29 protein-coding genes and 8 tRNA genes are annotated in these 25853 nt (G+C 32.3%); 9 read left to right on the plus strand and 28 right to left on the minus strand.

Features of this window, described 5'->3' with window-relative positions:
* Positions 1-59: 59 nt before the first annotated feature.
* The 13 genes from ACREWB_RS10185 to ACREWB_RS10245 all read right to left on the minus strand — a co-directional run bounded on the left by ACREWB_RS10185 (position 60) and on the right by ACREWB_RS10245 (position 11363).
* Positions 60-1010 (minus strand): acetyl-CoA carboxylase carboxyltransferase subunit alpha, encoded by a 951-nt coding sequence (locus ACREWB_RS10185; RefSeq protein ID WP_431547344.1) that lies wholly within the window; start codon positions 1008-1010, stop codon positions 60-62.
* 43 nt (positions 1011-1053) lie between these two features.
* Positions 1054-1914: an acetyl-CoA carboxylase, carboxyltransferase subunit beta gene (gene accD / locus ACREWB_RS10190; RefSeq protein WP_431547345.1), complete on the minus strand. Its 861-nt coding sequence runs from the start codon at positions 1912-1914 to the stop codon at positions 1054-1056.
* A gap of 99 nt (positions 1915-2013) precedes the next feature.
* Complete coding sequence (locus ACREWB_RS10195) at positions 2014-3360, minus strand: acetyl-CoA carboxylase biotin carboxylase subunit (RefSeq protein WP_431547346.1); 1347 nt, start codon at positions 3358-3360, stop codon at positions 2014-2016.
* 41 nt (positions 3361-3401) lie between these two features.
* Complete coding sequence (gene fabZ, locus ACREWB_RS10200) at positions 3402-3848, minus strand: 3-hydroxyacyl-ACP dehydratase FabZ (RefSeq protein ID WP_431547347.1); 447 nt, start codon at positions 3846-3848, stop codon at positions 3402-3404.
* Positions 3849-3864: 16 nt separating this feature from the next.
* Positions 3865-4383: an acetyl-CoA carboxylase biotin carboxyl carrier protein gene (gene accB / locus ACREWB_RS10205; RefSeq protein ID WP_431547412.1), complete on the minus strand. Its 519-nt coding sequence runs from the start codon at positions 4381-4383 to the stop codon at positions 3865-3867.
* A 2-nt stretch (positions 4384-4385) separates the two neighbouring features.
* Positions 4386-5627, minus strand: a complete 1242-nt coding sequence (gene fabF, locus ACREWB_RS10210) for a beta-ketoacyl-ACP synthase II (RefSeq protein ID WP_431547348.1) — start codon at positions 5625-5627, stop codon at positions 4386-4388.
* A gap of 40 nt (positions 5628-5667) precedes the next feature.
* Positions 5668-6408 (minus strand): 3-oxoacyl-[acyl-carrier-protein] reductase, encoded by a 741-nt coding sequence (fabG, locus tag ACREWB_RS10215; RefSeq protein WP_431547413.1) that lies wholly within the window; start codon positions 6406-6408, stop codon positions 5668-5670.
* Positions 6409-6441: 33 nt separating this feature from the next.
* A complete protein-coding gene (gene fabD / locus ACREWB_RS10220) occupies positions 6442-7377 on the minus strand; it encodes an ACP S-malonyltransferase (RefSeq protein WP_431547349.1) in 936 nt (311 codons plus the stop codon).
* A 28-nt stretch (positions 7378-7405) separates the two neighbouring features.
* Positions 7406-8353 carry an enoyl-[acyl-carrier-protein] reductase FabK gene (gene fabK / locus ACREWB_RS10225; RefSeq protein WP_431547350.1) on the minus strand — a complete coding sequence of 316 codons (948 nt, stop codon included), beginning with the start codon at positions 8351-8353 and terminating at the stop codon, positions 7406-7408.
* A gap of 102 nt (positions 8354-8455) precedes the next feature.
* Positions 8456-8686: an acyl carrier protein gene (acpP, locus tag ACREWB_RS10230; protein WP_431547351.1), complete on the minus strand. Its 231-nt coding sequence runs from the start codon at positions 8684-8686 to the stop codon at positions 8456-8458.
* A 20-nt stretch (positions 8687-8706) separates the two neighbouring features.
* Positions 8707-9690 (minus strand): beta-ketoacyl-ACP synthase III, encoded by a 984-nt coding sequence (locus ACREWB_RS10235; protein WP_431547352.1) that lies wholly within the window; start codon positions 9688-9690, stop codon positions 8707-8709.
* A gap of 24 nt (positions 9691-9714) precedes the next feature.
* On the minus strand, positions 9715-10161 hold the full coding sequence (locus ACREWB_RS10240) for a MarR family winged helix-turn-helix transcriptional regulator (protein ID WP_431547353.1): 447 nt from the start codon (positions 10159-10161) through the stop codon (positions 9715-9717).
* A gap of 122 nt (positions 10162-10283) precedes the next feature.
* Positions 10284-11363: an NAD(P)H-dependent flavin oxidoreductase gene (locus tag ACREWB_RS10245; protein WP_431547354.1), complete on the minus strand. Its 1080-nt coding sequence runs from the start codon at positions 11361-11363 to the stop codon at positions 10284-10286.
* A gap of 280 nt (positions 11364-11643) precedes the next feature.
* On the opposite strand from ACREWB_RS10245, the gene corA reads away from it, so the two are divergent.
* The 3 genes from corA (at position 11644) to ACREWB_RS10260 (ending at position 13495) form a co-directional block, all read left to right on the plus strand.
* Positions 11644-12597, plus strand: coding sequence for a magnesium/cobalt transporter CorA (gene corA, locus ACREWB_RS10250; RefSeq protein WP_431547355.1), 954 nt, complete (start codon positions 11644-11646; stop codon positions 12595-12597).
* A gap of 44 nt (positions 12598-12641) precedes the next feature.
* The gene (locus ACREWB_RS10255; RefSeq protein ID WP_431547356.1) at positions 12642-12905 is read left to right on the plus strand and encodes a zinc ribbon domain-containing protein; all 264 of its coding nucleotides are present in this window, start codon (positions 12642-12644) and stop codon (positions 12903-12905) included.
* Positions 12906-13000: 95 nt separating this feature from the next.
* Positions 13001-13495 carry a TspO/MBR family protein gene (locus tag ACREWB_RS10260; protein ID WP_431547357.1) on the plus strand — a complete coding sequence of 165 codons (495 nt, stop codon included), beginning with the start codon at positions 13001-13003 and terminating at the stop codon, positions 13493-13495.
* 6 nt (positions 13496-13501) lie between these two features.
* Here ACREWB_RS10260 and ACREWB_RS10265 read toward each other — a convergent pair whose 3' ends face one another.
* Entirely contained in the window at positions 13502-13948 is a 447-nt protein-coding gene (locus ACREWB_RS10265) for a staygreen family protein (RefSeq protein ID WP_431547358.1), read from the minus strand.
* A gap of 162 nt (positions 13949-14110) precedes the next feature.
* On the minus strand, positions 14111-14425 hold the full coding sequence (locus tag ACREWB_RS10270) for a demethoxyubiquinone hydroxylase family protein (protein ID WP_431547359.1): 315 nt from the start codon (positions 14423-14425) through the stop codon (positions 14111-14113).
* Between the two features lie 171 nt (positions 14426-14596).
* Between ACREWB_RS10270 and ACREWB_RS10275 the strand changes: the two genes are divergently transcribed.
* The gene (locus tag ACREWB_RS10275) at positions 14597-15472 is read left to right on the plus strand and encodes a radical SAM/SPASM domain-containing protein (protein WP_431547360.1); all 876 of its coding nucleotides are present in this window, start codon (positions 14597-14599) and stop codon (positions 15470-15472) included.
* Positions 15473-15550: 78 nt separating this feature from the next.
* Positions 15551-16195, plus strand: coding sequence for an undecaprenyl diphosphate synthase family protein (locus ACREWB_RS10280; RefSeq protein WP_431547361.1), 645 nt, complete (start codon positions 15551-15553; stop codon positions 16193-16195).
* A gap of 344 nt (positions 16196-16539) precedes the next feature.
* On the opposite strand, the gene ACREWB_RS10285 is transcribed toward ACREWB_RS10280, so the two are convergent.
* Complete coding sequence (locus tag ACREWB_RS10285) at positions 16540-16755, minus strand: hypothetical protein (RefSeq protein ID WP_431547362.1); 216 nt, start codon at positions 16753-16755, stop codon at positions 16540-16542.
* A 67-nt stretch (positions 16756-16822) separates the two neighbouring features.
* A complete protein-coding gene (locus tag ACREWB_RS10290; RefSeq protein WP_431547363.1) occupies positions 16823-18022 on the minus strand; it encodes a M23 family metallopeptidase in 1200 nt (399 codons plus the stop codon).
* 192 nt (positions 18023-18214) lie between these two features.
* Here ACREWB_RS10290 and ACREWB_RS10295 point away from each other — a divergent pair, with 192 nt between their 5' ends.
* Both ACREWB_RS10295 and ACREWB_RS10300 read left to right on the plus strand, forming a co-directional pair.
* Positions 18215-19201: a DnaD domain protein gene (locus ACREWB_RS10295; RefSeq protein ID WP_431547364.1), complete on the plus strand. Its 987-nt coding sequence runs from the start codon at positions 18215-18217 to the stop codon at positions 19199-19201.
* Positions 19194-20174, plus strand: a complete 981-nt coding sequence (locus ACREWB_RS10300) for an ATP-binding protein (protein WP_431547365.1) — start codon at positions 19194-19196, stop codon at positions 20172-20174. Before ACREWB_RS10295 ends, ACREWB_RS10300 begins: the two co-directional genes overlap by 8 nt.
* 105 nt (positions 20175-20279) lie before the next feature.
* Here ACREWB_RS10300 and ACREWB_RS10305 read toward each other — a convergent pair.
* The 8 genes from ACREWB_RS10305 to ACREWB_RS10340 all read right to left on the minus strand — a co-directional run bounded on the left by ACREWB_RS10305 (position 20280) and on the right by ACREWB_RS10340 (position 20947).
* Positions 20280-20354: transfer RNA gene (locus ACREWB_RS10305), tRNA-Thr, on the minus strand.
* A 7-nt stretch (positions 20355-20361) separates the two neighbouring features.
* Positions 20362-20438, minus strand: a tRNA-Asp gene (locus tag ACREWB_RS10310).
* 5 nt (positions 20439-20443) lie between these two features.
* Positions 20444-20519, minus strand: a tRNA-Val gene (locus ACREWB_RS10315).
* An 11-nt stretch (positions 20520-20530) separates the two neighbouring features.
* Positions 20531-20605 (minus strand) — tRNA-Glu (locus ACREWB_RS10320).
* A gap of 15 nt (positions 20606-20620) precedes the next feature.
* A tRNA-Thr gene (locus tag ACREWB_RS10325) sits at positions 20621-20695 on the minus strand.
* A gap of 7 nt (positions 20696-20702) precedes the next feature.
* Positions 20703-20779: transfer RNA gene (locus ACREWB_RS10330), tRNA-Asp, on the minus strand.
* A 5-nt stretch (positions 20780-20784) separates the two neighbouring features.
* A tRNA-Val gene (locus ACREWB_RS10335) sits at positions 20785-20860 on the minus strand.
* Positions 20861-20872: 12 nt separating this feature from the next.
* Positions 20873-20947, minus strand: a tRNA-Glu gene (locus ACREWB_RS10340).
* 348 nt (positions 20948-21295) lie between these two features.
* Here ACREWB_RS10340 and ACREWB_RS10345 point away from each other — a divergent pair.
* On the plus strand, positions 21296-22525 hold the full coding sequence (locus ACREWB_RS10345; RefSeq protein WP_431547366.1) for a BaiN/RdsA family NAD(P)/FAD-dependent oxidoreductase: 1230 nt from the start codon (positions 21296-21298) through the stop codon (positions 22523-22525).
* 8 nt (positions 22526-22533) lie between these two features.
* On the opposite strand, the gene ACREWB_RS10350 is transcribed toward ACREWB_RS10345, so the two are convergent.
* Positions 22534-23286 (minus strand): acyl-[acyl-carrier-protein] thioesterase, encoded by a 753-nt coding sequence (locus ACREWB_RS10350; RefSeq protein WP_431547367.1) that lies wholly within the window; start codon positions 23284-23286, stop codon positions 22534-22536.
* Positions 23287-23575: 289 nt separating this feature from the next.
* On the opposite strand from ACREWB_RS10350, the gene ACREWB_RS10355 reads away from it, so the two are divergent.
* Complete coding sequence (locus tag ACREWB_RS10355; protein ID WP_431547368.1) at positions 23576-24172, plus strand: ECF transporter S component; 597 nt, start codon at positions 23576-23578, stop codon at positions 24170-24172.
* A gap of 65 nt (positions 24173-24237) precedes the next feature.
* On the opposite strand, the gene ACREWB_RS10360 is transcribed toward ACREWB_RS10355, so the two are convergent.
* Both ACREWB_RS10360 and ACREWB_RS10365 read right to left on the minus strand, forming a co-directional pair.
* A complete protein-coding gene (locus ACREWB_RS10360) occupies positions 24238-24423 on the minus strand; it encodes a DUF1858 domain-containing protein (RefSeq protein WP_431547369.1) in 186 nt (61 codons plus the stop codon).
* A 114-nt stretch (positions 24424-24537) separates the two neighbouring features.
* Positions 24538-25824 (minus strand): adenylosuccinate synthase, encoded by a 1287-nt coding sequence (locus tag ACREWB_RS10365; RefSeq protein WP_431547370.1) that lies wholly within the window; start codon positions 25822-25824, stop codon positions 24538-24540.
* Positions 25825-25853: the final 29 nt, after the last annotated feature.

Below are 25853 nucleotides of genomic sequence, written 5' to 3' on the forward strand. Positions count from 1 at the left end.
ACCCAAAAAAAAGAAAAGTATATATACTTTTCTTAATGCTCCATTATAAAAATTATTCATTACTCTACTATTTTACCAATCTTTCTGAATTTATAATATCTTTTGGTAAGTAAAGCTTCTACAGGTTCACTCTTTAATCTATTAATGGACTCCTCTAGATTACGTTTAATGCTTATGGCCATCTCATCTACGTTAGTGTGTGCCCCACCTAAAGGTTCTTTTATAATTCTATCTATTATTCCAAAATTAATTAAATCCTGAGCCGTTATTTTCATTTGATTAGCTGCTTCTTTTGCACGACTTGCATCTTTAAATAATATAGTTGCAAAACCTTCTGGTGACAAAATGGAATAAATTGCATGCTCTAGCATCCAAACTTCATCAGCTACAGCCATGGCTAGTGCTCCACCGCTTCCGCCTTCTCCTATAACTATTGAAATTATTGGAGTCTTTAAATTTGACATTTCCATAAGATTCCTAGCTATTGCCTCTCCTTGACCTCTTTCCTCTGCGCCTATTCCACAATATGCCCCTGGAGTATCTACGAGACAAATTACTGGTCTATTGAATTTTTCTGCCTGTTTCATAAGTCTTAAGGCTTTTCTATATCCTTCGGGATTTGGCATCCCAAAGTTTCTCTTTATATTTTCTTTAGTATTATTACCCTTTTGCTGAGCTATAACAGTTACTGGAGTACCATTAATTTCAGCGATTCCACCTATAATAGCAGCATCATCTCCATAATATCTGTCGCCATGAAGTTCCATAAAATTTTCAAAAATTCGATTTATGTAGTCCAGAGCAGTAGGGCGTTCAACAAGCCTTGCAATACTTACTTTGTCCCAGGCAGTTAAATTTTTATAGGCTTCCTTTTGCATATTATAAAGCTTAATTTCCATCTGTCTTACTTCTTTTCCCAAATCAATGTTTTGTTCTATTGCTAAATTCTTTAGTTCATCTATTTTATTTTTTAGTTCATACATGTGCTTTTCAAAAGGTAAAGTCGCCATAAAATCTCACTCCCCATCGTTACTTTTATCTTCTTCATATTAGCTACGAATGAATTTTTAATATTTGAGTTAAAGTATCCTTCATAGCCTTTCTATCTACTACCTTATCTATAAAACCCTTTTGGAGCAAAAATTCAGCCCTTTGGAAGTCATCAGGCAATTGCTGCTTTATAGTTTGCTCAATAACTCTTCTACCTGCAAAACCTACCAGTGCGTTGGGCTCAGCTATTATTATATCTCCAAGCATTGCAAAGCTTGCTGTAACTCCTCCAGTCGTTGGGTCTGTAAGAACAGTTATATAAAGGCATCCATTTTTATTATGCCTTGCAACCGCAGCACTAGTTTTAGCCATTTGCATTAGAGAGTATATCCCTTCTTGCATCCTAGCCCCCCCTGATGCTGTAAATATAATAATTGGTTTTTTAGCATCTGTTGCTCTTTCAATTGCCCTTGTAATTTTCTCTCCAACAACAGACCCCATACTTCCCATCATAAAATTGCTATCCATCACCGCAACTACTGTATCGTAACCATTTATCTTTCCTTCTCCGGTTATTACAGCTTCATTTAATAAAGTTTTATCATGAAAACTTTGGAGTTTATCTTCATATCCTTCAAAATCTATAGGATTATCTGAGATCATATTCTTATCATATTCTATAAAAGTATCACTATCTATGGTATAATTTATTCTTTCTTTAGACCCAATTCTAAAATGGGTTCTACAATTTTCACAAGTCATTATACTATTCTCTAAATCCTTACTATAAAGAATTTTACCACAGGTTTGACATTTAACCCACATTCCTGAAGGAATATTAGGTTTATTCTCACCATCTTCATCTTGTAAACTTTTAACCTCAATATACCTGCTCTTTTTAAATATACGATTAAACTCAAACATATAGCTACCCCTTTCTAAAAGCATACCCACTCTGTTTTATACACATATCATAGTATAACCCTTATAGGCAATAAATTCCAGTATGCGTTTAGCTAGTTTTTAAATATCTTTAAATTCTTTGCTTATAAAACTAGTATCAAATTCCCCTTTTATAAAATTATCATTGTTTATTATTTTAAACTGAAAGTCAATGTTAGTATCTACTCCCTCAATTATAAACTCTCCTAAGGCCCTTCTCATTTTACATATTGCTTCTTCTCTATTTTTACCATGTACAATGAGTTTTCCTATCATAGAATCATAAGTGGGTGGTATCTTGTACCCTTGATATGCTGCACTATCGATTCTTACTCCATATCCTCCAGGAATATGAAGTGATTTTATTTCGCCTGGACATGGCATAAAATTTTTAGAAGGATTTTCTGCGTTTATTCTACATTCAATAGCATGCCCCTGAATTTTTATATCTTCCTGTTTATAAGAAAGCACTTGTCCCGAAGCAATATTTATCTGAGCTTTCACTAAATCTACACCGGTAATCATTTCTGTTATTGCATGTTCTACCTGTATACGAGTATTCATCTCCATAAAATAATATTTTCCATACTTATCTAGTAGAAACTCTATTGTTCCAGCATTTTTATAATTAATAGACCTAGCTGCTTTAACTGCAACCTCACCCATCTGTTTTCTAAGTTCTTCCGTCATTACAGGTCCTGGTGCTTCTTCTATTACTTTTTGATTTCGCCTTTGAATAGAACAATCACGCTCACCAAGATGAATAACATTTTCATGCTCATCAGCAAGTATTTGAAACTCTATATGCCTTGGTTCTTCTATAAATTTTTCCATATACATTGTATCATCACCAAAAGCATTTTTCGACTCTGTTTTAGCGGTATTATAGGATGGTATAAGCTCTTCTTGTTTTCTAACAATTCTTATACCGCGCCCCCCGCCACCTGCTGAGGCCTTTATCATTAGTGGATATCCTATTTTTTTAGCCCACATTAAAGCTTCTGTCTCACTGTCAACAGCTCCATCTGAACCAGGGACTACAGGAACTCCAGCGTTTATCATTATTTCTCTTGCTTTTACCTTGTTGCCCATATTGTCCATATTATGTGAATCTGGTCCTATAAATTTTATATTACATTCCTCACACATCTGTGCGAACTTACTATTCTCAGACAAAAATCCAAAACCAGGATGAATTGCTTCTGCGCCTGTAAGCACTGTTGCACTTAATATATTTTGCATATTCAAATAACTATCTGCAGATTTAGCAGGTCCAATGCATACAGCCTCATCCGCCATTTGAGTATGAAGAGCATTTTTATCTATCTCAGAATATACTGCCACAGTTTGAATACCCATTTCATTACAAGCCCTAATTATTCTTACCGCTATCTCGCCTCTATTAGCAATTAATATCTTCTTAAACATACTATTTACCTTCCCTGCACTTAAAATTATTAACTAAAATATTAAATACCTACGGCAAACGTGATTTCAGCTTCTGCCGCCTTTTCTCCATTTACTGAAGCTACTGCCTTTCCAATTCCAACAGGTCCCTTCATTTTGATTATTTCTACTTCAAGTTTTAGTACGTCTCCTGGAACAACTTTTTTTCTAAATCTAGCTTTATTAATACCACCAAAATAAGCAATTTTACCTTTGTAATCATCCATACTCAGAAGTGCTACCGCTCCAACCTGTGCAAGTGCCTCTATAATTATTACTCCTGGAACTACTGGTTCCGTTGGAAAATGACCCTGAAAAAAATACTCATTCATAGTTATATTTTTATATCCTACAGCTCTTTTTCCTGGTTCTAATTCCTCCACCTTATCCACAAATAGAAATGGATATCTATGAGGAATAATCTCTTGAATTTGTTTTATATTTAAAGCAGTATTTTTTATATTTTCCATGTTAATGTCTCCACCTTTATTTTTTGAGTATTTTGAATAACGGCTGACCATACTCTACCATATCTCCGTTTGAAACTAATACTTCTACAACTTCCCCCTCGACTTCACTTTCAATTTCATTCATAAGTTTCATAGCTTCTAAAATACAAAGAGTATCCCCCTTGTTAATTTTCGAACCAACTTTTACAAAATTGTTTGATTCGGGACCAGGAGAAGTATACATTGTTCCAACAATTGGAGATTTAACTATAACTATATTTTCCTCAAGCAATATCTTAGCTGCATTTTCTATTGTGATAGCCCTATCATTATCTTGTTTTTCTACAGGCAACCCATTTACAGCTACATTTTCTGTATTTAATGAATCCCCAGTTACTTGTTCTACAGGTGCAACGTAACTAGTCATTTTTTCTACTACTATTTGTTTCTCTTTTTTCTCCATTTTTATCATTATGCCTTCTGTCTCTATTTCAAAAGAGGTAAGCTTTGAATCACTAACGGTTTTAATTAATTGTTCAATATTTTTATAATCCATCATTATTTACCATCCCACTTTTTCAATAATATAGTAGCGTTATGACCACCAAATCCTAAGGAATTTGACATTGCATATTGTAGACTCTCTTTTCTCCCAGCATTTGGAACATAATCTAAATCACATTCTTCATCTACTACCTTATATCCTATAGTTGGTGGTACAAATCCTTCTTCTAAAGCTTTTATGCATACTATAGCCTCTATAGCTCCTGATGCTCCTAGAAGATGTCCTGTCATAGATTTTGTTGAACTTACAGGTATTTTATATGCATATTCTCCAAAAGCAGACTTAATAGCTACAGTTTCAAACTTGTCATTGTATGGAGTACTTGTTCCGTGAGCATTAATATAAGATACTTCTGCAGCATTAACCTCTCCATCTTTAAGTGCCATTACCATTGCCCTTGCAGCACCCTCTCCACTTGGTGCTGGTGAAGTTATATGATAAGCATCACAAGTTGCTCCATACCCCTTTATCTCTGCATAAATTTTTGCATTTCTTTTTTCTGCATGATCTAAAGATTCAAGTATAACTATACCTGCGCCCTCTCCCATAACAAAACCGCTTCTCTCTTTATCAAAAGGTATTGATGCTCTTAGTGGATCTTCACTTTTGGTTAAAGCTGTTAACGCAGCAAATCCTGCTAAAGCAAGTGGAGTTATTGATCCTTCCGCTCCCCCAGCTATTATTATGTCTGCTCTTCCATCTTGAATTAAGTGAAAAGCATCACCTATTGCATTAGTCCCTGTAGCACAAGCTGTAACTACACTAGTACATACGCCTTTAGCACCATACTTTATTGCAATATTTGCAGCTCCAATATTACCTATTATCATAGGTATTAAAAAAGGAGAAACTCTATTCGGTCCCTTTTCCATAAGCTTTTTATGTTCTTGCTCAATAGTATTAAGTCCACCTACTCCCGAACCAACTACAACTCCTAATCTTTCACTATCTATAGAGTCTAAATCGAGTCCTGAATTTTTAATAGCTTCGTCTGCTGCTACCATTGCATACTGACAGTACTTATCCATTTTTCTAGCTTCTCTTTTATCTAGTGCAACTGTTACATCAAAATTCTTAACTTCTGCACCTAGCTTACATTTATAGTCAGTAATATCAAAGGACTTAATTACATCTATTCCACAAGTACCTTGTTTTATATTATCCCAAAAGCTATTTACATCATTTCCTATAGGAGTAACTGCTCCCATTCCCGTTATAACAACTCTATTTTTCATAGTATGAACCTCCTTAAAATCGCAATTAACTGTTGCTTTATTACATTACCATGCCACCATCTACATTTATAACTTGACCTGTTATGTATGAAGCTTCTTCTGAGGCTAAAAATGCTACTGCATTTGCAACATCTTCTGGACATCCCAGTCTCTTTAGTGGAATAGTGCCCATTATAGCATCCTTTACCTTATCTGGCAGCACATCAGTCATATCTGTTGCAATATATCCTGGTGCTACTGCATTACAAGTAATTCCACGGCTTGCAAATTCTCTAGCAACCGCTTTAGTCATACCTATTATGCCTGCCTTTGCAGCTGAATAGTTTACTTGGCCTGCATTACCCGTAATCCCAGACACTGAGGATATATTTATTATTCTCCCACTTCTTTGCTTAAGCATTATAGCGGATACATGCTTTGTGCAATTAAAAGCACCTTTAAGATTAATATCTATAACACTATCAAAGTCCTCTTCCTTCATTCTCATTAAAAGACAATCTTTTGTTATACCAGCATTATTAACTAAAATATCCAAACTTCCGAATTCTTCAATACATTTTTTCATCATATTCTCAACACCACTATAACTGCTTATATCACACTTAACAGCTAGTGCCTTAGCTCCTAAAGCTTCTATTTCTTTTACTACTTCTTGTACTCCACCTACACTGTTTCTATAGTTAAGGACTACATTTGCTCCAAGTTTCGCTAGCTTTATAGCTATAGCTCTTCCAATACCACGTCTTGCCCCTGTAACTACTGCTGTTTTTCCACTTAACATTAATCTGCACTCCTTTATTCTTCCCATAATGGTCTACCTCTTTAGCTGTTCTATTGCTTTATTTAAAGACGCCAAATCTTCTACGTTTACCACTGTCAGTTTTCTATCTATTTTTTTTACAAATCCACTTAATACTTTGCCAGGGCCTATCTCTACAAAGGTATCGACACCATCTTTTATCATATTTCTTATAATTGTTTCCCACAAAACAGAACTCATAACTTGAAGTTTTAAATTAATTTTTATATCATCTTTACTCTTTATATAGTCACCACTAACATTTGTCATTACAGGAATATTAGTTTCTTTAATGTCTATATTTTGGAGTTCTATTTCTAACTTCTCTGCTGCTGTTTTTAACATAGAAGTATGGAAAGGTGCACTTACAGGTAGTGGAATCACCCTTTTCGCACCTTTTTTCATAGCTATTTCTAAGGCAAATTCTACTGCTGCTATTTCCCCGGCAATTACTATTTGGCCTGGGCAGTTTAAATTAGCTATTTCTACTATTCCGGAAGTTCTAGCTTCACTACAAGCTTCTTTAACTAGATCGGCATCTAATCCCAAAATAGCTGCCATAGTTCCTATTCCTTCAGGAACTGCTTCCTGCATGAACCTTCCACGTTTTTTAACAAGCTTTACCGCATCTTTAAAACCCATAGCACCGCTACATATAAGTGCTGAGTATTCTCCAAGACTAAGTCCTGCAGTTACATCGCATTTAATGCCATGTTCTCTTAATGCCATAAGGGCTGCTATGCTAGTAGTCAAAATAGCTGGTTGAGTATTCTCTGTAATGTTTAACTCTGAGTCCATGCCTTCAAAACAAAGTTTACTTAACTTAAAACCAAGTTCACTATCTGCTATATTAAATATATTTTTGCAAACCTCTATATTCTCAAATAATTCCTTGCCCATACCAATATATTGAGCTCCCTGTCCAGGAAAAATAAAAGCAATTTTACTCATAATTTCCCTCCTAAATTTTTTATCTATATTAAATAATACTATTATTCTTAAACTTTAAAATCGCTTGTTCTGCCTCGTTAAACATTTCTTCTATAATTTCCACGCAACTTTGTTCTTTCTTTACAAGACCCGCAATTTGGCCCGCCATAACAGATCCCATATCTACATCGCCTTCTCTTACTGCTCTTGGCAGACAACCTGCTCCTAATGCTTCTAAAACTTCTAATGTCGCGTTTTCTTTTTCAAGCTTTTGAAATTGTCTTGATAACTTGTTTTTTAAAACTCTAACAGGGTGTCCTGTAGATCTCCCTGTTACCACTGCATCTATATCCTTTGCAGCTAATATCTTTTTTTTATAATTTTCATGTATTGTACATTCATTTGCTACTAGAAACCTTGTTCCTACTTGAACTCCCTGCACACCAAGCATAAATGCTGCTGCAAGGCCACGTCCATCACCTATTCCACCTGCTGCTATGACAGGAATATTAACTCCATCAACAACTTGAGGAACAAGTGACATAGTTGTAAGCTCTCCAATATGTCCTCCCGATTCACAACCTTCTGCAATTACTGCATCTGCCCCTGCTCTCTCCATACGCTTAGCTAACCCAACAGAAGCCACTACCGGTATTACTTTGATGCCATGGGCCTTCCAAAGTTCCATATATTTACCTGGATTGCCCGCCCCTGTAGTAACCACTTTAACGCCTTCTTCACACACAAGATGTGCAATTTCTTCTGCATTATCACTTAAAAGCATTATATTAACTCCAAAAGGTTTATCTGTTAATTTTTTTGCTTTTCTTATTTCATCTCTTATATAATCAACTGGTGCATTAGCCGCTGCTATAATACCTAAGCCCCCTGCATTAGATACTGCTGATGCTAAGCTACTATCTGCAACCCAAGCCATTCCACCTTGTATTATCGGATATTTTACGCCTAGTTCTTTAAAAAATACGGAATTAAACATTTTACCCCTCCTTGCTTCCTTAAACTATATAGTTAGGGTCAGATAATTGTAGAAAAATACACAGTATTTCAGCTCTCTAATTATCTAACCCCACAATTACTATTATTTCATTTTTGCTTCTATATACTTAACTATTCCCTTTACATCTTTAATATTTTCTATATCTTCGTTTGGGATTTCAATTTCAAAAGCTTCTTCAAGAGACATTACAATTTCAAATATCTCAAGTGAATCTACTCCTAAATCATCTGAGAAATTTGCTTCCATTGTAACTTCTACCTCGTCTATCCCTAATTGTTCAACTATTACATTTTTAACTTTTTCAAATATCATTAATAATTCCTCCTAAAATTTTATTTTTTAATTGTCCATTCTATTAATGCAGCTCCGTAGGTTAATCCACCGCCAAAGCCTACAAGTATAATTTTATCTCCAGCTGTAAGTAAATTAGTTTTGTTCATTTCATCCATTGCAATGGCTATACTTGCTGCTGAAGTATTTCCATATCTATCTAAATTTACAAAGAATTTATCTTTGTCAGCCTTCAATTTTTTAACAACAAAATCTATTATTCTGAAATTTGCTTGATGACAAACTACATACTTAATATCATCTAATGTGTAATTGTTTTCCTTTAAAACTTTATTTATGCTAGTTACAATAACATTCACTGCAAATCTAAAAATCTCTTTACCATCCATTTCTATTTTTGCTTTAAAATCTTCTTTACCATTTGTAAAAGTATTCTTTACATCAACTGTTGGACAAGTTAGAAGATTACACTTCTTACCTTCAGAAACTGACTCAACTGAAATAATTCCTGGCATATTACCTACCTCAATTACTGCTGCTCCTGCACCATCTCCAAATAGTATGCAAGTATTTCTATCTGCCCAATTTACAATTTTTGATAATACCTCAGCGCCTATTATTAAGGCTCTTTTTCGTTTACCAGTTTTTAAAAATTGCATTGCTATATCAAGTGCAAATATAAACCCTGTGCAAGCTGCTGATATATCAAAGGCCATAGCATTATCTGCTCCAATATTCCCTTGGACTATACAAGCCGTAGCTGGGACAAATTGATCTGGCGATGTACTTGCAACAATTATAAGATCTATATCACAAACATTAACATTTGCATCCTTTAGTGCCTCTAATGCGGCTTTTGTGGCCAAGTCTGAAGTATTTTCACCTTGTGATATATGTCTTTGCCTTATACCAGTCATAGAAACTATCCATTCATCAGAAGTATCTACAATTTCTGATAGCTGATGATTCGTCATAATGTTTAGAGGAGCATAACTTCCTGTACCAATTATTTGTACCTCATTCATTGCTTAACTACCCCTTTCATTAATTTATAATTTATACTTTTCTTTAAAAAAACTATTCAATTTTTCAAGAGATTTTATAAGCACCTCTTGTTCATCATCATTAAGCCCATCTATAGTTGCGTGAACCATTTCAGAATGAAATTTATCATGTATTCTATAGGCTAGCTTTCCTTTTCTAGTAAGGGCAATCATTACTGACCTTCTATCTTCTTCTCCCCTTTTTCTATCTACATACCCTTTTTTTAGGAGTTTATTAATAGCTGCAGTAAGAGTTCCTAAAGTTATTTTAAGATCTTGGGATACTTCTGTCATAGTTCTATATTTATACATTCCTATTGCATCAATAGTATGAATTTCTGTTATTGATAAATCTTTAAGTACACCTTCTTTAAGTGCTCTCTGCTCTATTTGCAATATATCATTAAATGTCTCTACTAGTAGTTCATTCACAACTCCAACAGAATTACTCATATTTATCTCCATTTCTCATACTTTAATTTTTTATATGCTTTGATAGTCAAAGTATATCCATGCAATAGTTGTTTGTCAATATTTTTAACAAATTTATGTTAAATAGTATTTATATGTTTGCACTAAAGGTTAAAATGGAGTTCTGCATTTGTAATCAGTTCATTCATTAATTCTTTAACAGAAGTAATCTTATCTACCTTATAAGCATTGGTTCCAACGAAAATAAGTCCTCTATCTAAGTTACCTTTTACTGCTTGTATTAATGCTTCTGTAATACAATAAGGCGTTTGTCTTGGATCGCATTTTTTTATACATAATGAGCATTTTTCTACCTTACAACCATTTTCCTCAACTATCTTCATAAATTTATTATCAAGAGCTCTTCCAGGCATACCTACCGGACTTTTAACTAATTTTATATCTTCTTTTTTTGAGCTTATATATGCCATTTTATAATCTAAGCTAGCGTCGCATTCCTCTGTAGCAACAAATCTAGTAGCCATCTGTACCCCTGCAGCACCTAGTTTTATAATTTCTGCAATATCTTCCCCAGTATAAATCCCCCCAGCAGCTACTACCGGAATTTTTTTATTATACTTTTCTTCAAAAGGCTTAATTGCTTCGATAACTTCTTTTACTATTTCCTTTAAATCCTGAGTTGTATTTTCAATGAGGGATTCCATAGAGAAACCAAGATGTCCCCCTGCTTTAGGACCTTCAACAATTACTAAATCTGGTGCACAATTATTTTTCTTATCCCACATCTTAGATATAATTGTAATTGCCTTTGCTGATGATACTATAGGTGCAAGTTTTACTTTGTATCCTTTAGCTATTTTAGGTAAGTCAAGCGGAAGACCAGCTCCTGATATTATTAAATCTATTCCTTCTTCTAACGCAATTCTTGTTATTTCCTCGTAATTATTCATAGCCACCATAATATTTATTCCAATAACACCTTTAGGACTAAGATTTCTAGCACATCGTATTTCATTTCTCAATGCTCTTTTGTTTGCTTCCCTTGTATTAGTTCTAAAATCTTCTTCCTTATACCCAATTTGAGCAGTAGATATTATTCCAATTCCACCTTCATTTGCAACAGCTGATGCAAGACCTGAAAGTGACACCCCTACTCCCATACCACCTTGAATTATAGGTACCCTTGCTATTAATTCTCCAATTTTTAAAGGAGGTAACTTCATAATTATCCTCTCCCTTTACTTTGATTTTCAAATATTTTGATAATCAAAGTATATATTTTTCTATATTATATGTCAAGATAAAATATTTTATAACTATTATAATTTTTTTATAAAATAATTTTATATCCATACCTTTAAGTATTTACAATATGGAAAAAAATATTTATTAATTTAATATTTGTATTGTCATAAATAATATTTGTATTATAATTAAATTGTTATAATATGATAATTATAACTGTATTAAAAATACAAGTTTCTTTAGAAAGGGTGAGTTGACATGATTCGGATCATAGCCATTACAAAAGATTTAGATGCAATCTATAATTTACCTTTAAAAGATTTATCAAAGGAAAACATCCTGTGGTACTGGATGGATTTTAACAATCCCAACGAAGAAGAAATATCCTTGTTAGACACTTATTTTCATTTTCACCACTTATCCATAGACGATTGTGTTTTTTCATTTAATACGCCAAAGCTGGATTATTATAATAAATATAATTATTTTGTGCTTAATGCTTTAACTAAAGATACTTTAGAACCTGTAGAAGTTTCTCTTTTTGTAGGCACTAACTACATTGTATCTTTTCATAGCACTAAGTTAAATGAATTAGATGAAGCATGGACAAGAGCAAAAACGACTAAAAAAAATTGGGATAAGGGACCTTCTTTTATTGTCCATCAAATATTAGATGAAATCGTTGATGGCTTCTTTCCAGCTATTAATAAAATTGAAGACAAATTAACTGAAATAGAAGATAACGTGGATAGAAAGCCCACCAAAGATTTACTTGATGAAGTATTTGGGATGAGAAGTGATTTATTAAAGCTCCGAAGAATAGTAACTTCTATGCGTGATTTGTTATATAGAATATTAAACTCGCAGCGACTTGAAGGGTTTAATGAACACAAATTATACTTTTCTGATATTCATGATCACTTAATTAAACTCTCATATATGGTAGATTCTAATAGGGAAATGACATCTGATATGCGGGATAATTATTTATCCATAAATTCAACTCGTATGAATCGACATATGATGGTTTTAACTGTTATAACAAGTATTTTTATACCACTAACATTTATAGCAGGCGTTTACGGTATGAATTTTAAAAATATGCCTGAACTTACCTTTAAATACGGTTATTTTATAATTTTATTAATTATGGTTATTATTGCAATAGAAATGTTTTTATGGTTTAAACGCAAAGGGTGGTTTAATGTATAGCATTAAAGTGAATTAAAAAATTTATTGGATATGGGGTGTTATTTATGAATAGTAAAGATACTAATTGTCAAAGTTGTGGAATGCCTATATATAAGGATGAAAAAGGTGCTGGAACGGAAACGGATGGAAGTTTAAGTGAAATATATTGCAGTCATTGTTATAAAAATGGTGAATTTACTTTGCCTGATATTACTGTAAATGAAATGAGAGCACTAGTAACCGAAAAAATAGTAGCAATGAAAATTCCTAAAATTATGGCATATTTTCTAACAAAAAATACTCGTAAACTAAAACGGTGGAAAAAATAGTATAAAAAAGCTTCTAAGTAAGTATACTTATTTAGAAGCTTTTTTATTTGCTAAAACGTCCCTACTAAAAATAATCATAGAAAGGAAGATGTTTTATGTTTAATATTTTTAAGGTAAAAGGTAAGAAAAACATTATAGCTTTGTTAATTAGCGTTTTATTAGCACAGGGTATAGGTTTATTAAGTGGGTTTTTAAGTATGAGTCCTACTAATGCTTATGAAAGTTTTAATAAACCATCTTTTTCACCTCCAGGCTGGATTTTCCCTGTAGTATGGACAATTCTATTCCTTTTAATGGCTGTAGCTGCCTATAGAATTTGGATGAGTTGTAAATCAGGAGTAGATGTATCCAAAGCGCTCATTTTATATGGTATTCAGTTATTCTTAAACTTTCTTTGGTCCATTATATTTTTCAGATACCGATTGTATGCATTAGCTTTCTTAGAACTTCTTGTATTGTTAGTATTCATTCTTTTAACTACTTTTGAGTTTTATAGAATAGATAAAACTGCAGGTTATCTTATGATTCCTTATATAGCTTGGGTATCATTTGCTGGAGTTTTAAATTATACTATCTGGATGCTTAATTAAGATTCTTTACTTATAATCTGAAGATGTACCCCATAGTTCCTGGCGATTAAATAGTGGATAAATAGAATTAAATTTTACATAAATAGGTGCTTTATCTAAAGTAGAATTTTCTACGAAAAATTCTTTATCGCCATATCTAATTGCCTGTAATGCCAACGGTAATTCTTTAACGAAAATGCTATTACGAACTGCTGACATTACTAGGTTCTTTTCTTTATCTACCATAAGATTAACCATAAGGGCATACTCATTATTAATGAAAACCCATTCAGCTAGCACTTCATCCCTCATGTCACTTATTTTTTTATAATCATATTTTTCTGCAATTGTCAAAAATAATTCCCCTGTAGTATCTGAATGAGTTAAGGTATATTTCCTTGGTATAATCGGTTCTGTTCTCCCTGTTCCATTTCCAAAATTAACGTATAAATTCTCGAAATTTAGTTTTTTCAAATTTTTCCCTCCATAACATAAATACACTGTATATATTATGAATTTAACCCTTTTTATGTTCTGTATTTTATATAATTTTAAAAAAAGCCATATTTTTTGTAATAATATAAAAAGCCACCCAAAAGGATGGCAAAAAACTATTTTTCATATATAAATTTAAGATTACTGCATTGGATTTTGAAAGTTTTGGGACTTCTGATCTTTGATTTTCTGCTTTCCCTCCTCAATAAATTGAGCATCCTTTGTCGATAACATGTATAAAACTTCTTCAAGTTCCCCAACATGCCTTCTTTCTTCATCAGCTATATGACCTAATACTTTTTTTACCCTTTCATCATCTGTTGCCATTACATGCGCTTCATAACCTATGATAGCTTCCAGTTCCCCAGCAATGTCCACACGAATTGCTTGAGCTAGCTCTTCATTTGACATTTGCCTTGGAACATTTGCAACAAATGGATTTCCTAATAACGCCATAATCTTTTCCTCCTTTTTAACTATAAATATATTTTTAACCTCATGTGAAAATATTATTCATATATAAATTCAGGGTGTCATAAATGTTAAAACATATGTTATCATATTTTTTATATGCTACAATCTATGTGGATGAAATAAATAAAGGCAGTTATGATTGGAGTATACAAGATGAAAAAATTTAAAAAGCTTTATATAGAAATTACAAATGTATGTAATCTCTCCTGCAGTTTTTGCCCAAAGACGCTTAGGTCTCCTGAGTTTATGAGTATAGAAACTTTCAGGAATATATTGGATCAAATAAAGCCTCATACAGATTATATATATTTGCATGTTAAAGGAGAGCCCCTTCTACATCCGAAGTTAAATGAATTTTTGGATGTAAGTTATGAAAAAGGTTTTAAGGTTAACATAACTACCAATGGTACACTTATAAAAAAAGTTAAAGACAAAATAATTTTAAAGCCCTCACTAAGACAAATTAATTTTTCCCTGCATAGCTTTGATAGCAATGACAGTGTTTCTGATAAAAATGAATATGTTAATAATATTATTTCTTTTATAAAGGAGGCTATAAATGCAACAAGTACCCTGTTTTCCTTAAGATTATGGAATCTAGATGTGGATAATAACACAAATCACAAAAATAAGAAAAATAGCGAATTGCTTTCTGTAATTGAAAATGCCTTCGAGTTAACATATAAAATTGAAGAAGAAATACATCCCGGTCGGGGTATTAAACTTTGTAATAAAGTTTATTTAAACCAAGATCATGAATTTCAGTGGCCAGATCTAAAAGTAGAAGAAGATTGTAGTCCTAGTTTTTGTTATGGTCTTAGAACCCAAGCAGCCATATTAGTAGATGGCACAGTAGTACCTTGCTGCCTTGACGGAGAAGGCGTAATTAACCTAGGCAACATTCATAAAACTCCTTTTTCTGAGATAATTGAAACTAAAAGAGCTAATAACATTATAGATGGTTTTTCCAGAAGAGAAGCAGTTGAAGAATTATGCAGGAAATGTGGATACAGAAAAAAATTTAAATAGAAAGTGTGGATTAATATATCAATAATGGAGATACTATCATTTATAAGTTATAAAAATTCACAAGTAAAGGGTGATAACATGAGAGTACCAAATCATATTGGAATAATACCCGATGGAAATAGAAGATGGTCTGTGGACAATGGGCTATCAAAAGATAAAGGATATTCCTTTGGACTAGACCCCGGTTTGTCTTTGTATAAAATTTGCAAAGATGTAGGTGTAAAAGAAATTACTTATTATGGGTTTACTACTGACAACACAAAAAGACCACCCTTGCAAAGAGAGGCTTTTGTTAAAGCTTGTGTAGATGCAGTAAAGCTTTTAAGTACACAGGATGCTGATTTATTAGTAGTAGGAAATAGTGAATCACCTATGTTTCCTAAAGAACTACTTCCATACACCTCCCGTAGAACCTTTGGAAAGGGAGGTATAAAGCTAAACTTTCTCGTGAATTACGGTTGGGAATGGGATTTAAGTAATCTTGACACAAACAAAAGCAGTAAAAGGAGTAATATATTTAATTGTATAAAAACCAATGATATTTCTAGAGTAGATTTGATTGTTCGTTGGGGTGGAAGACGGCGCCTTAGCGGATTTCTTCCATTACAATCCATATATTCTGACTTTTATGTTATAGATGACTTCTGGCCTGATTTTAAACCGGAACATTTATCAAATGCTTTAAATTGGTATAATGACCAAGATGTAACTCTTGGAGGTTAAGTTTTTTATTTTTTAATAGATATAATTTTAAATAAACTATATCTATTTTTTTATGCCTTAAAACATGCTATCATTAAACTAAAGTTTTAATATTTTATTTTCTTAAAGGAGTTTTTATGGCAAACGAAAAAATAAATTGTTGTAAATGCAAGTATTATTATGTTACCTGGGATGTTTCTTTCCCTAAAGGTTGTAAATTTTATGGTTTTAAATCTTTGAATTTCCCATGCTTATTAGTAAAAGAATCCACGGGCACACCTTGCGAAAAATTTACACCAAAATAGAGCATACAACTAAATAATATGTTAATCACTTTAATTGTATGCTCTGTAATTATGAAAATACTAATCTGTAAATAAACTATTTTGATCAATCACCTCATATGCGTAAGGTTCAATTTCCTGTTGTATTATAGTGCCATCTTCATTAAGTCCTGTAATTATTGTAGGTATATTTACAAGCTTACTGCCTATACCTTCCGTATCAACATACTTATCTAATCCACTTATAAATTTCCCGCGTTGTTTATCAACCAATTCTCTCCCATTAATGCGTTTCAAAATTCAAGCCTCCTTTTTTAAATTAGGCTTTCCATATACAAATACTTATATACCTTTTAAACTTTTATTACCTTACGTATTTTTCAGGATTTTGCGGCTCTCCATTTACTCTTACTTCAAAATGTAAATGAGGTCCTGTACTATTCCCCGTATTTCCTACTTCTCCTATTTTTTCACCCTGTTTTATATTTTCACCTTTTTTAACAGTTATAACACTACAATGTGCATATGTAGTTTCTATGCCCTCAGTATGGGCAAGCTTTATTACCTTGCCATATCCATCCTGTATGCCAGCAAAAGTTACTGTACCACCTAATGCGGCATTTATTATCGTCCCTACATTTGCTGCTATATCAACTCCATTATGCATTTTTCCCCAACGCATACCAAAGTTTGAACTTATACTACCTCTTGATGGACTGATTGTACTAGAAGCCGTAAGAATTACTGGTTTATAGTTTCCTACTAATATTTCCTTGTTTTGAACTTTAGTTGTAATTTCTTCTTTTAACAACTTTTCAGAAACAGTATTATTATTGAGGACTATTATCTCAGTAGTAATTTTTTTTGCTCCTTCCCTACCTTCCTTTTGAACCTTACTTACACCCGTTGCTAATTTATTCGACGATTGCATAATTATAGCAGGGTATATTTTATGTTCTTTTATTATATTGCCTACTACTTTTATTGTTATAAGTGGCTTTTTAGCACTACCATTGTATTTTATTAACGCACTTATAACTTCACTGCTTTCACTTAAGTTCCCTAATTTTATTTTAGCAGGCTCATAACTAATTTTATTTTTTATTTCTATATTTCTAATGCTATCCATCACAGTTTTCTTAGAATAATAGTCTTTTACGGAATTTAAAATTTCACTTCCCACCTTTTCGCTTGCCACATATGCCACTTTTCTATCATCAGCTTTCATTAAAAATACTTCTACTACTATATTTAATTTTTTTAACATTACTTGCTTAAGGTTCTCTCCACTCACAAACATATCATAATTAACTACCTGTGCATTATCTAAGGTGAAATCCTGTTTTATAACGACATTGCTATATTTAGATCTAATTTCGCTTTGCAATTCACTATATATCTTGTTAAACTCCTTTTTAGTTTTTACGAAAGTTATGGTATTGCCTCCAATTGAAACTTTATAACCACTAAATCTATAAACATTGAAATACAAAATATTAGCAGTAACTATAAGTGTTATGATTATCACACTTATAATTGTTTTGTTTCTTTTTAAAATACTCACTCTTATACCTCCTATAGCACTTACTTATTATGCCCTTTATTTCTAATAATATACATTATTGAAATATATTTTTTATTTCTATTTTCACCTATATGGTATACTATAAGTTGAATAATATAATTTTTATAAACTAAGGTATTTTAAATAATTTAAAATTATAGTTTTATAATAGAAAAGAAAGGTAGTGACTTTATGAGTACTTTCATGTTTAAGAATGAGAATTTCAAATATACTCCTGTGAGTAATATTTTTATAGATAAGTTCATGCCTAGAGCTAGGGGAGAATTCGTTAAAGTTTATCTTCTTGGGCTAAAGTATTGTGCCTGTGGAGAAATAGGTGCAACATCTTCTGTTATTGCAAATACACTAGGACTTCTAGAAACAGATGTTGTTAATGCTTGGAACTATTGGAATGATGAGAACCTAATTAAAATGACTGCCATTGATAATATGGGTAATTTTAATATCGATTTTTTAGATTTATTAGATATTCCAACTGATAACTCGCATAGTATAAATTTAATTGAAGAATTAGCTAATGCTTCGGTTAAGGGTATGTTACAAGATATTGAAAAACTAATAGCAAGACCATTATCCCCAAAAGAAATGACGATGTACCTAAGCTGGCAAAAAGATTATAATTTTGCCCCTGAGTTAATACTTCTGTTAATACAATATTGTGTATCAAAAGGTAAAGTAGACTATAGATATATAGAAACCATTGCAATTGCATGGCATGATGCCAATATTAAAAATATTGAAGATGCACAATCCTATATAAGAAAACACGAGGATAAATGGATAAATATCAGAAAAATATTAAATTATCTAGGAATAAAAGCTCCAGAAATAATGAAACCTCAAGAACAAATATTAGATAAGTGGATAAATGTTTATAAATTTTCTCTTGACGTTATATTTAAAGCTTGCGATATTTGTTTTGCAAGACTTAACAGAGCCGACTTTAAATATATTGATGGTATTTTAAATAGTTGGTTTAAAGATGGTATAAATTCTTTAGAGGATATTGAGAAAAAAGATAAAAAACGTACACTCACTACTAAATCTAATACTGCTGGTTCAAAACCTGCCAAGGGAAGCTTTAACGATTATGAACAAAGAGCCTATGACTTCGATGAACTCGAAAAAAAATTACTAGGATGGGATAATAATGATTAAGGGTTATCAAACAAAAATATTAGCACTATATGATAAAGTAAGACTGGAAGAAGAAACTAATTTTAGAAACAGAAAAACTCATATAGAAAAGACTCATCCTGAAATTATTGAAATAGATCAAAAAATAGGTAAATTATGTATAGAATTATCTATTAGTGCTATGAAAAGTATTTATAATAGAGATGAGTACTTGCACACTCTAAGAGAAAAAATAATGGATTTAAGAATGAAGAAATCTGAACTATTAGTATCCAACGGTTTTGATATGGATTACCTTAATTTACATTATAAATGTAATAAATGTAGAGATACCGGTTTTATTGGAAATGCTAAATGCTCTTGTTTTAAGCAAAAAGTTATAGATGTTTATTACACTGGTTCCGAACTTAAAAATATGTTAAAAACTCATAACTTTGATAATTTTAAATTAGATTTCTATCCTTCTAAAAAAAGCGATCTTGAATCAGAATCTCCAAAAAAAAATATAGAAAAGATTTTATCTAAATCAATGAGCTTTGTGAAAAATTTTGATACCTCTGATGAAAATTTATTGTTTTACGGTGGCCCTGGCACAGGAAAAACTTTTCTGTCTCACTGTATCACTAAGGAACTAATGGACAAAGGCTCTTTTGTGGTATATCGGACTGCTGAGGAACTTATTAAAGGTTTAAAAGAAATTCGATTTAATGGTGATACTTCTTTAGAAGAGATGCTAATAAATTGTGACCTTCTTATTATAGATGATTTGGGTACCGAACAAATTTCAGATTTTACTAAAATGGAAATGTTTAATTTACTTAACACCAAATTACTAAAACAAAAGAAAATGCTAGTTTCTACTAATTTAACTCTTGGGAATTTGGCTAATACTTATTCCGAAAGAATAACTTCAAGATTACTCGGCAATTTTACAGCTTGCAAATTCTTTTGTGAAGACATAAGAATAAAGAAAAATTTAAGTAAATCAAAATAATTTAATTGTTTTTATAAATAAAAAATTAAAATCACTATAAATCATAGTGATTTTAATTTTTTTTAAAACAAAAAAAAGTCCTAAGCAAATGTTTAGGACTTTTTTTGGAGCTAGCAATAGGAATCGAACCTACAACCTGCTGATTACAAGTCAGCTGCTCTACCGTTGAGCCATGCTAGCAAACATATGGCGACCCAGAACGGACTCGAACCGTCGACCTCCGCCGTGACAGGGCGGCACTCTAACCAACTGAGCCACTGGGCCATATATGGTGGGAACAACAGGGTTCGAACCTGTGACCCTCTGCTTGTAAGGCAGATGCTCTCCCAGCTGAGCTATGCTCCCATATATGTTTTTGGTGACTCCTAGGGGAATTGAACCCCTGTTACCACCGTGAAAGGGTGGTGTCTTAACCGCTTGACCAAGGAGCCTTATTAAATTTTAAATGGAGCTAGCAATAGGAATCGAACCTACAACCTGCTGATTACAAGTCAGCTGCTCTACCGTTGAGCCATGCTAGCAAACATATGGCGACCCAGAACGGACTCGAACCGTCGACCTCCGCCGTGACAGGGCGGCACTCTAACCAACTGAGCCACTGGGCCATATATGGTGGGAACAACAGGGTTCGAACCTGTGACCCTCTGCTTGTAAGGCAGATGCTCTCCCAGCTGAGCTATGCTCCCATATATGTTTTTTGGTGACTCCTAGGGGAATTGAACCCCTGTTACCACCGTGAAAGGGTGGTGTCTTAACCGCTTGACCAAGGAGCCTTATTAAAAGTTGTCACTTATTTAGTTTGTGCTTTCGTTATCATTGCACTTACGCCTCGCAACCCAACATAGACTATAATACATAATTTTTGTCGAAGTGTCAACATATTTTCGTGTTTTTTTTTATTTTTTTTTTTATACAGCAAATAAGTTCAGTGAATTCAACAGTTTTTATTGTAAATATAATATACATTATTTAATACATATTGGTCGTGAGTAAGCAAATTCTATGATTTATTGTGTCTTAAAATAAAAATTCATGTTCAATCTACTCATTTTAGGGTAAACTCATAAGTAAAAGACTTTATATTAAAAACATAATTCACTTTCTCGAAGGGAGAGATTTTTTTGAAACATTCTCTTATAATAATTGGTGGGGGCGCCGCTGGTATAACCTCCGCTCTTATAGCTAAAGACTATGGAATAGATGTAGCTATAATTGAAGGCACTGATCGGCTAGGTAAAAAAATATTAACTACCGGTAACGGAAGATGTAATATCAGCAATACAAATATAAATAACGATAGATATCACAGTGAAAATTTATATTTTCACAATAACATACTAGATTCTTTTACCATAAAAGACACTGTAGATTTTTTTGCATGTTTAGGACTCCCCTTAGTAACTTTAGATGGCGGTAAAATGTTTCCTATGTCCTTACAAGCCTCTTCTGTTCTGGATATACTACGCTTTGCTCTAGAAGAAAAACACATTCCTGTGTATATAAACACTAAAGCTAAAAAAATTGTAAAGAAAAAGAAGGAATTTATTATTTCTACAGTAGACGATGCTACATACAATTGTGAAAAACTAATTATTGCTACCGGTGGTAAATCCGCCCCTAAAACTGGTTCTGACGGCTCTGGATATACCTTGGCTAAACAATTAGGCCATAGTATAATATCTCCCGCACCAGCCCTTGTTCAGCTTAAATTAAACTATAACAAACTAAAGGCACTATCTGGAGTAAAATTTGATGGTTATGCAGATTTATATATAAATGATAAATGTGTACAAAAAGAATTTGGAGAAATACTCTTCACAGACTATGGTATTTCTGGCCCTCCAATTCTTCAACTTAGTAGAATTGCATCCATGGCAACAATTGAAAATAAAAAAGCATCTTTAATAATCGATATGTTACCAACTATTGAGCATAAAGCGCTAAATGATTTTTTATCTAATCATTGGTCAATATTTGAAGATCGTTCGGTTTATGATTCATTCATTGGAATAATTAATAAGAAAGTGATTCCAATAATTTTAAAAGAAGCAAAGGTAGAAGATATTTATAAACCTTGCTCTAATCTAAACATAAAGGAAAAAATCGCTCTATATGAACTTCTAAAACAATGGAAATTCGAGGTTTCTGGTACTAATTCTTTTGCCAATGCTCAAGTAACTGCTGGAGGCATTAATACAAAAGAAGTTAATGGCGATACACTAGAATCTAACATCGTTTCAAATTTATTCTTTGCAGGCGAAGTATTAGATGTAGATGGCGATTGTGGTGGTTATAACCTTCAATGGGCATGGAGTTCTGGTGCAATTGCAGGAAAAAGTGCTTCTAAATAATCACCAGTTTACTCAGTCCAAGTACTTTCTAAGAGGGTTATTTCTGTACCCTCTTCATTTATGATTTTATGTCTACATATTGTTTTACTTTCTTCTCTTATGATTTCTGTGCTTACATTTATGGTTTCTCCATAGGTTGTTTCCTTTATGTAGGTTACCCTAATGTTCTTTAATTCATAATTTAATACTATATCTTTAGGAACTGTTTCTAGCGCCCACGCCACATATTTAACGTTATTTACATGCTTATTTGTATCAATGTCACTATACCTAACATTAAACCTTTTCTCTTCATGAACTGTATTTATTTTTTGTATATCCTGAATGTTTAAAGCATCATTATTGCTGTCATCTATTCCATAGGCCTCATACATATCACTTGTAATTCTTATTGGTCTTCTTCTATCTGTGTTTATTAGAATCCACACAGAATTTGCATATCCTATTTTATTTCCTCCTGCATCAATAATTTCATATTTTCTATAGGCATAAAATTTTCTGAATGAATGTGCAAAAGTTTTCACCTTTATAGTTTCGTTTAATAGTGGATACGACTCCATTTCTATATCCCATTTATATAGTACCCAAGCCATCTTATTCTCTTTAAGATAATCTACCCCAACTCCAAGTATTGCACTTTGGTACATTGCCATATCGCCAAGATAATCTATAATACTCGTAATTAAAACCTTTTTATGAATATCTACTTCATAATAATGAACGTTATAATTTCTATCTGTAATTACTGGAATTCTACTCATAATACCACCTCTTTATTTCTTATTATTTCATTATAATTGTTAATTGTTAATTTTCTTTATTACTAAAATAATATCAAACTAAATTGATTCGGTAAACATTAACAGTATAATGTTTACACAAAATTTTATATATCATGATCCTCAAAATAAAATTATTCTTTTCTATGTAATTTTCATTAAAAAAGTGCTAAAATATTAATGTCGGTATTCATTTATGAAACTGAACTATTAATAAAGCTTATAAATAAGGTCGACTTATATCCTTATGGAATAAGAACGGAGGGAAATCATGATTATGAATTCTATTAAAAACAGAAAAATAAAAACAAATCAACTTACAACAATCGGTATGTTATCAGCTATTTGTGTAGTACTAGGTTTAACTGGATACGGTTTTATTCCACTACCTGGTGCCAAAGCAACTATTATGCATATTCCTGTTATTATAGGTTCAATAATTGGAGGCCCAATTGTAGGAATGACTATTGGACTCATATTTGGGATCTTCAGCATTATGCAAAATATTATGGCTCCCAATATATTATCTTTTGCATTTATAAATCCTCTAGTATCCATATTACCAAGAGTTCTTATTGGTCTTACTTCTTATTATGTTTATAAACTAAACTTCATTAAAAATGATAGCCTAAAAATTGGACTTGCTACCGTAATTGGTTCTTTAACCAACACCTTTGGAGTACTTACAATGATATATTTTCTATATGCAGCTAAATTTGCTATTGCTAAGGGTATACCTGCATCTGTAGCCGCTAAAACCATATATGGTATAGCTGTATTAAATGGTGTTCCTGAAGCCATCATAGCTACCATAATTACCATACCTGTTGTACTTTCCATTAAAAAAATAAAAAGTACTACTCTATAGAATCCTTTTAGTATTTATTAATAAAAAATGAAGACACCTAGCATTTGCTAAGTGTCTTCATTTTTTTATGCGTTTAACGCAGTCATTAATTCTTCTATATTAAGACCATGAACCATTGCTGCTTCTTCTAATGTTTCAGCTTGTGCTGAAGGACAGCCTACGCAGCCCATTCCAAATCCCATTAATATCTCTACTGATTCTGGAAATTGTCTTACAACTTCTCCTATTGTCATATCCTTAGTTATTTTCATATCATCTACCTCACTTTTTTAAATTTGAAATAATTGTATCACAATTATCTACTAATTTAAATATTTATTTAATTTTTAGTATGCCCTTTATTCCTAACTATATATCTCTATCTGCTATATCTCTGTTAATACCATAGTTTGATCTCTTTTAGGTCCTACTGATACTATGGAAATTTTTGTTCCTGTAAACTCTTCTATTCTCTTTAAATATATTTTTGCATTTTCAGGAAGTTCTTTATAACTTCTTGCATCTGCTATACTCTCGTCCCAACCATCAAACTCCTCATATACTGGTACGCAACAAGCTAAATCTTCTAAACTTGCTGGAAAATAATCTATAATGCTTCCTTCAAATTTATATCCTACACATGTTTTTATTTTTGAAAGTCCCGCTAAGGTATCTATTTTAGTTACAGCAAAACTAGTAAGACCTGAAATTCTTGCCGAAGTTTTTAATATAACAAGGTCAAGCCATCCACATCTTCTTGCTCTACCTGTTGTCACACCAAATTCAAAGCCTTTTTCGCGAATCCATTCTCCTGTTTCATCATTAAGTTCTGTTGGAAATGGTCCTTTTCCTACTCTTGTAGTATATGCCTTTGCTATTCCTACAGCATTTGTTATCATAGTAGGTCCTATTCCTGTTCCAGTACAAACTCCTCCTGCAATAGTGTTCGATGAAGTTACAAACGGATACGAACCATAATCTATATCTAGAAGAGTACCTTGTGCTCCTTCGAATAAAACATTTTTTCCTGATTTTATAGAATCATAAATTTTAACTGATATATCTTTTACAAAAGGTCTCATTCTTTCTGCATACTCTAAATACTCAGTATATATTTTATCAAAATCTAGTGCTTTTCCACCCAAAACTTTTGTTATTATATCATTTTTCATTGATAAACTTGTTTTAAGTTTTTCTTTTAAAACATCTTTTTTAAGTATGTCACATACTCTAATTCCACTTCTTTCAAACTTGTCAGTGTAACATGGTCCTATACCTTTTTTGGTAGTTCCTATATCATTTTTACCTCTTGCTATTTCATATAAATTGTCTAACTCTCTATGATATGGCATTATAACCTGCGATCTATCACTAATAATCAATCTTTCAGGGGTTATGTTTTCACCTAGTTTTTCTAAGTAGTCAATTTCTTCAAATAACGCTTTTGGGTCTATAACAACCCCGTTACCTATTACATTCAATTTATCTTTATATAATATTCCTGATGGTATTAAGTGCAGTTTATATTCCTTTTCTCCTACTACTACAGTATGACCTGCATTGTTTCCACCTTGAGATCTGACAACTAGGTCAGCTCCCTGTGCAAGATAATCTGTCATCTTACCTTTACCTTCATCGCCCCATTGAGCTCCTAAAACAATAAATGCTGACATATAAATTCCTCGCTTTCAATTATTTTTGC

The sequence above is a fragment of the Clostridium sp. genome (assembly GCF_050717635.1).
Classification (GTDB): Bacteria; Bacillota; Clostridia; order Clostridiales; family Clostridiaceae; genus Clostridium_AD.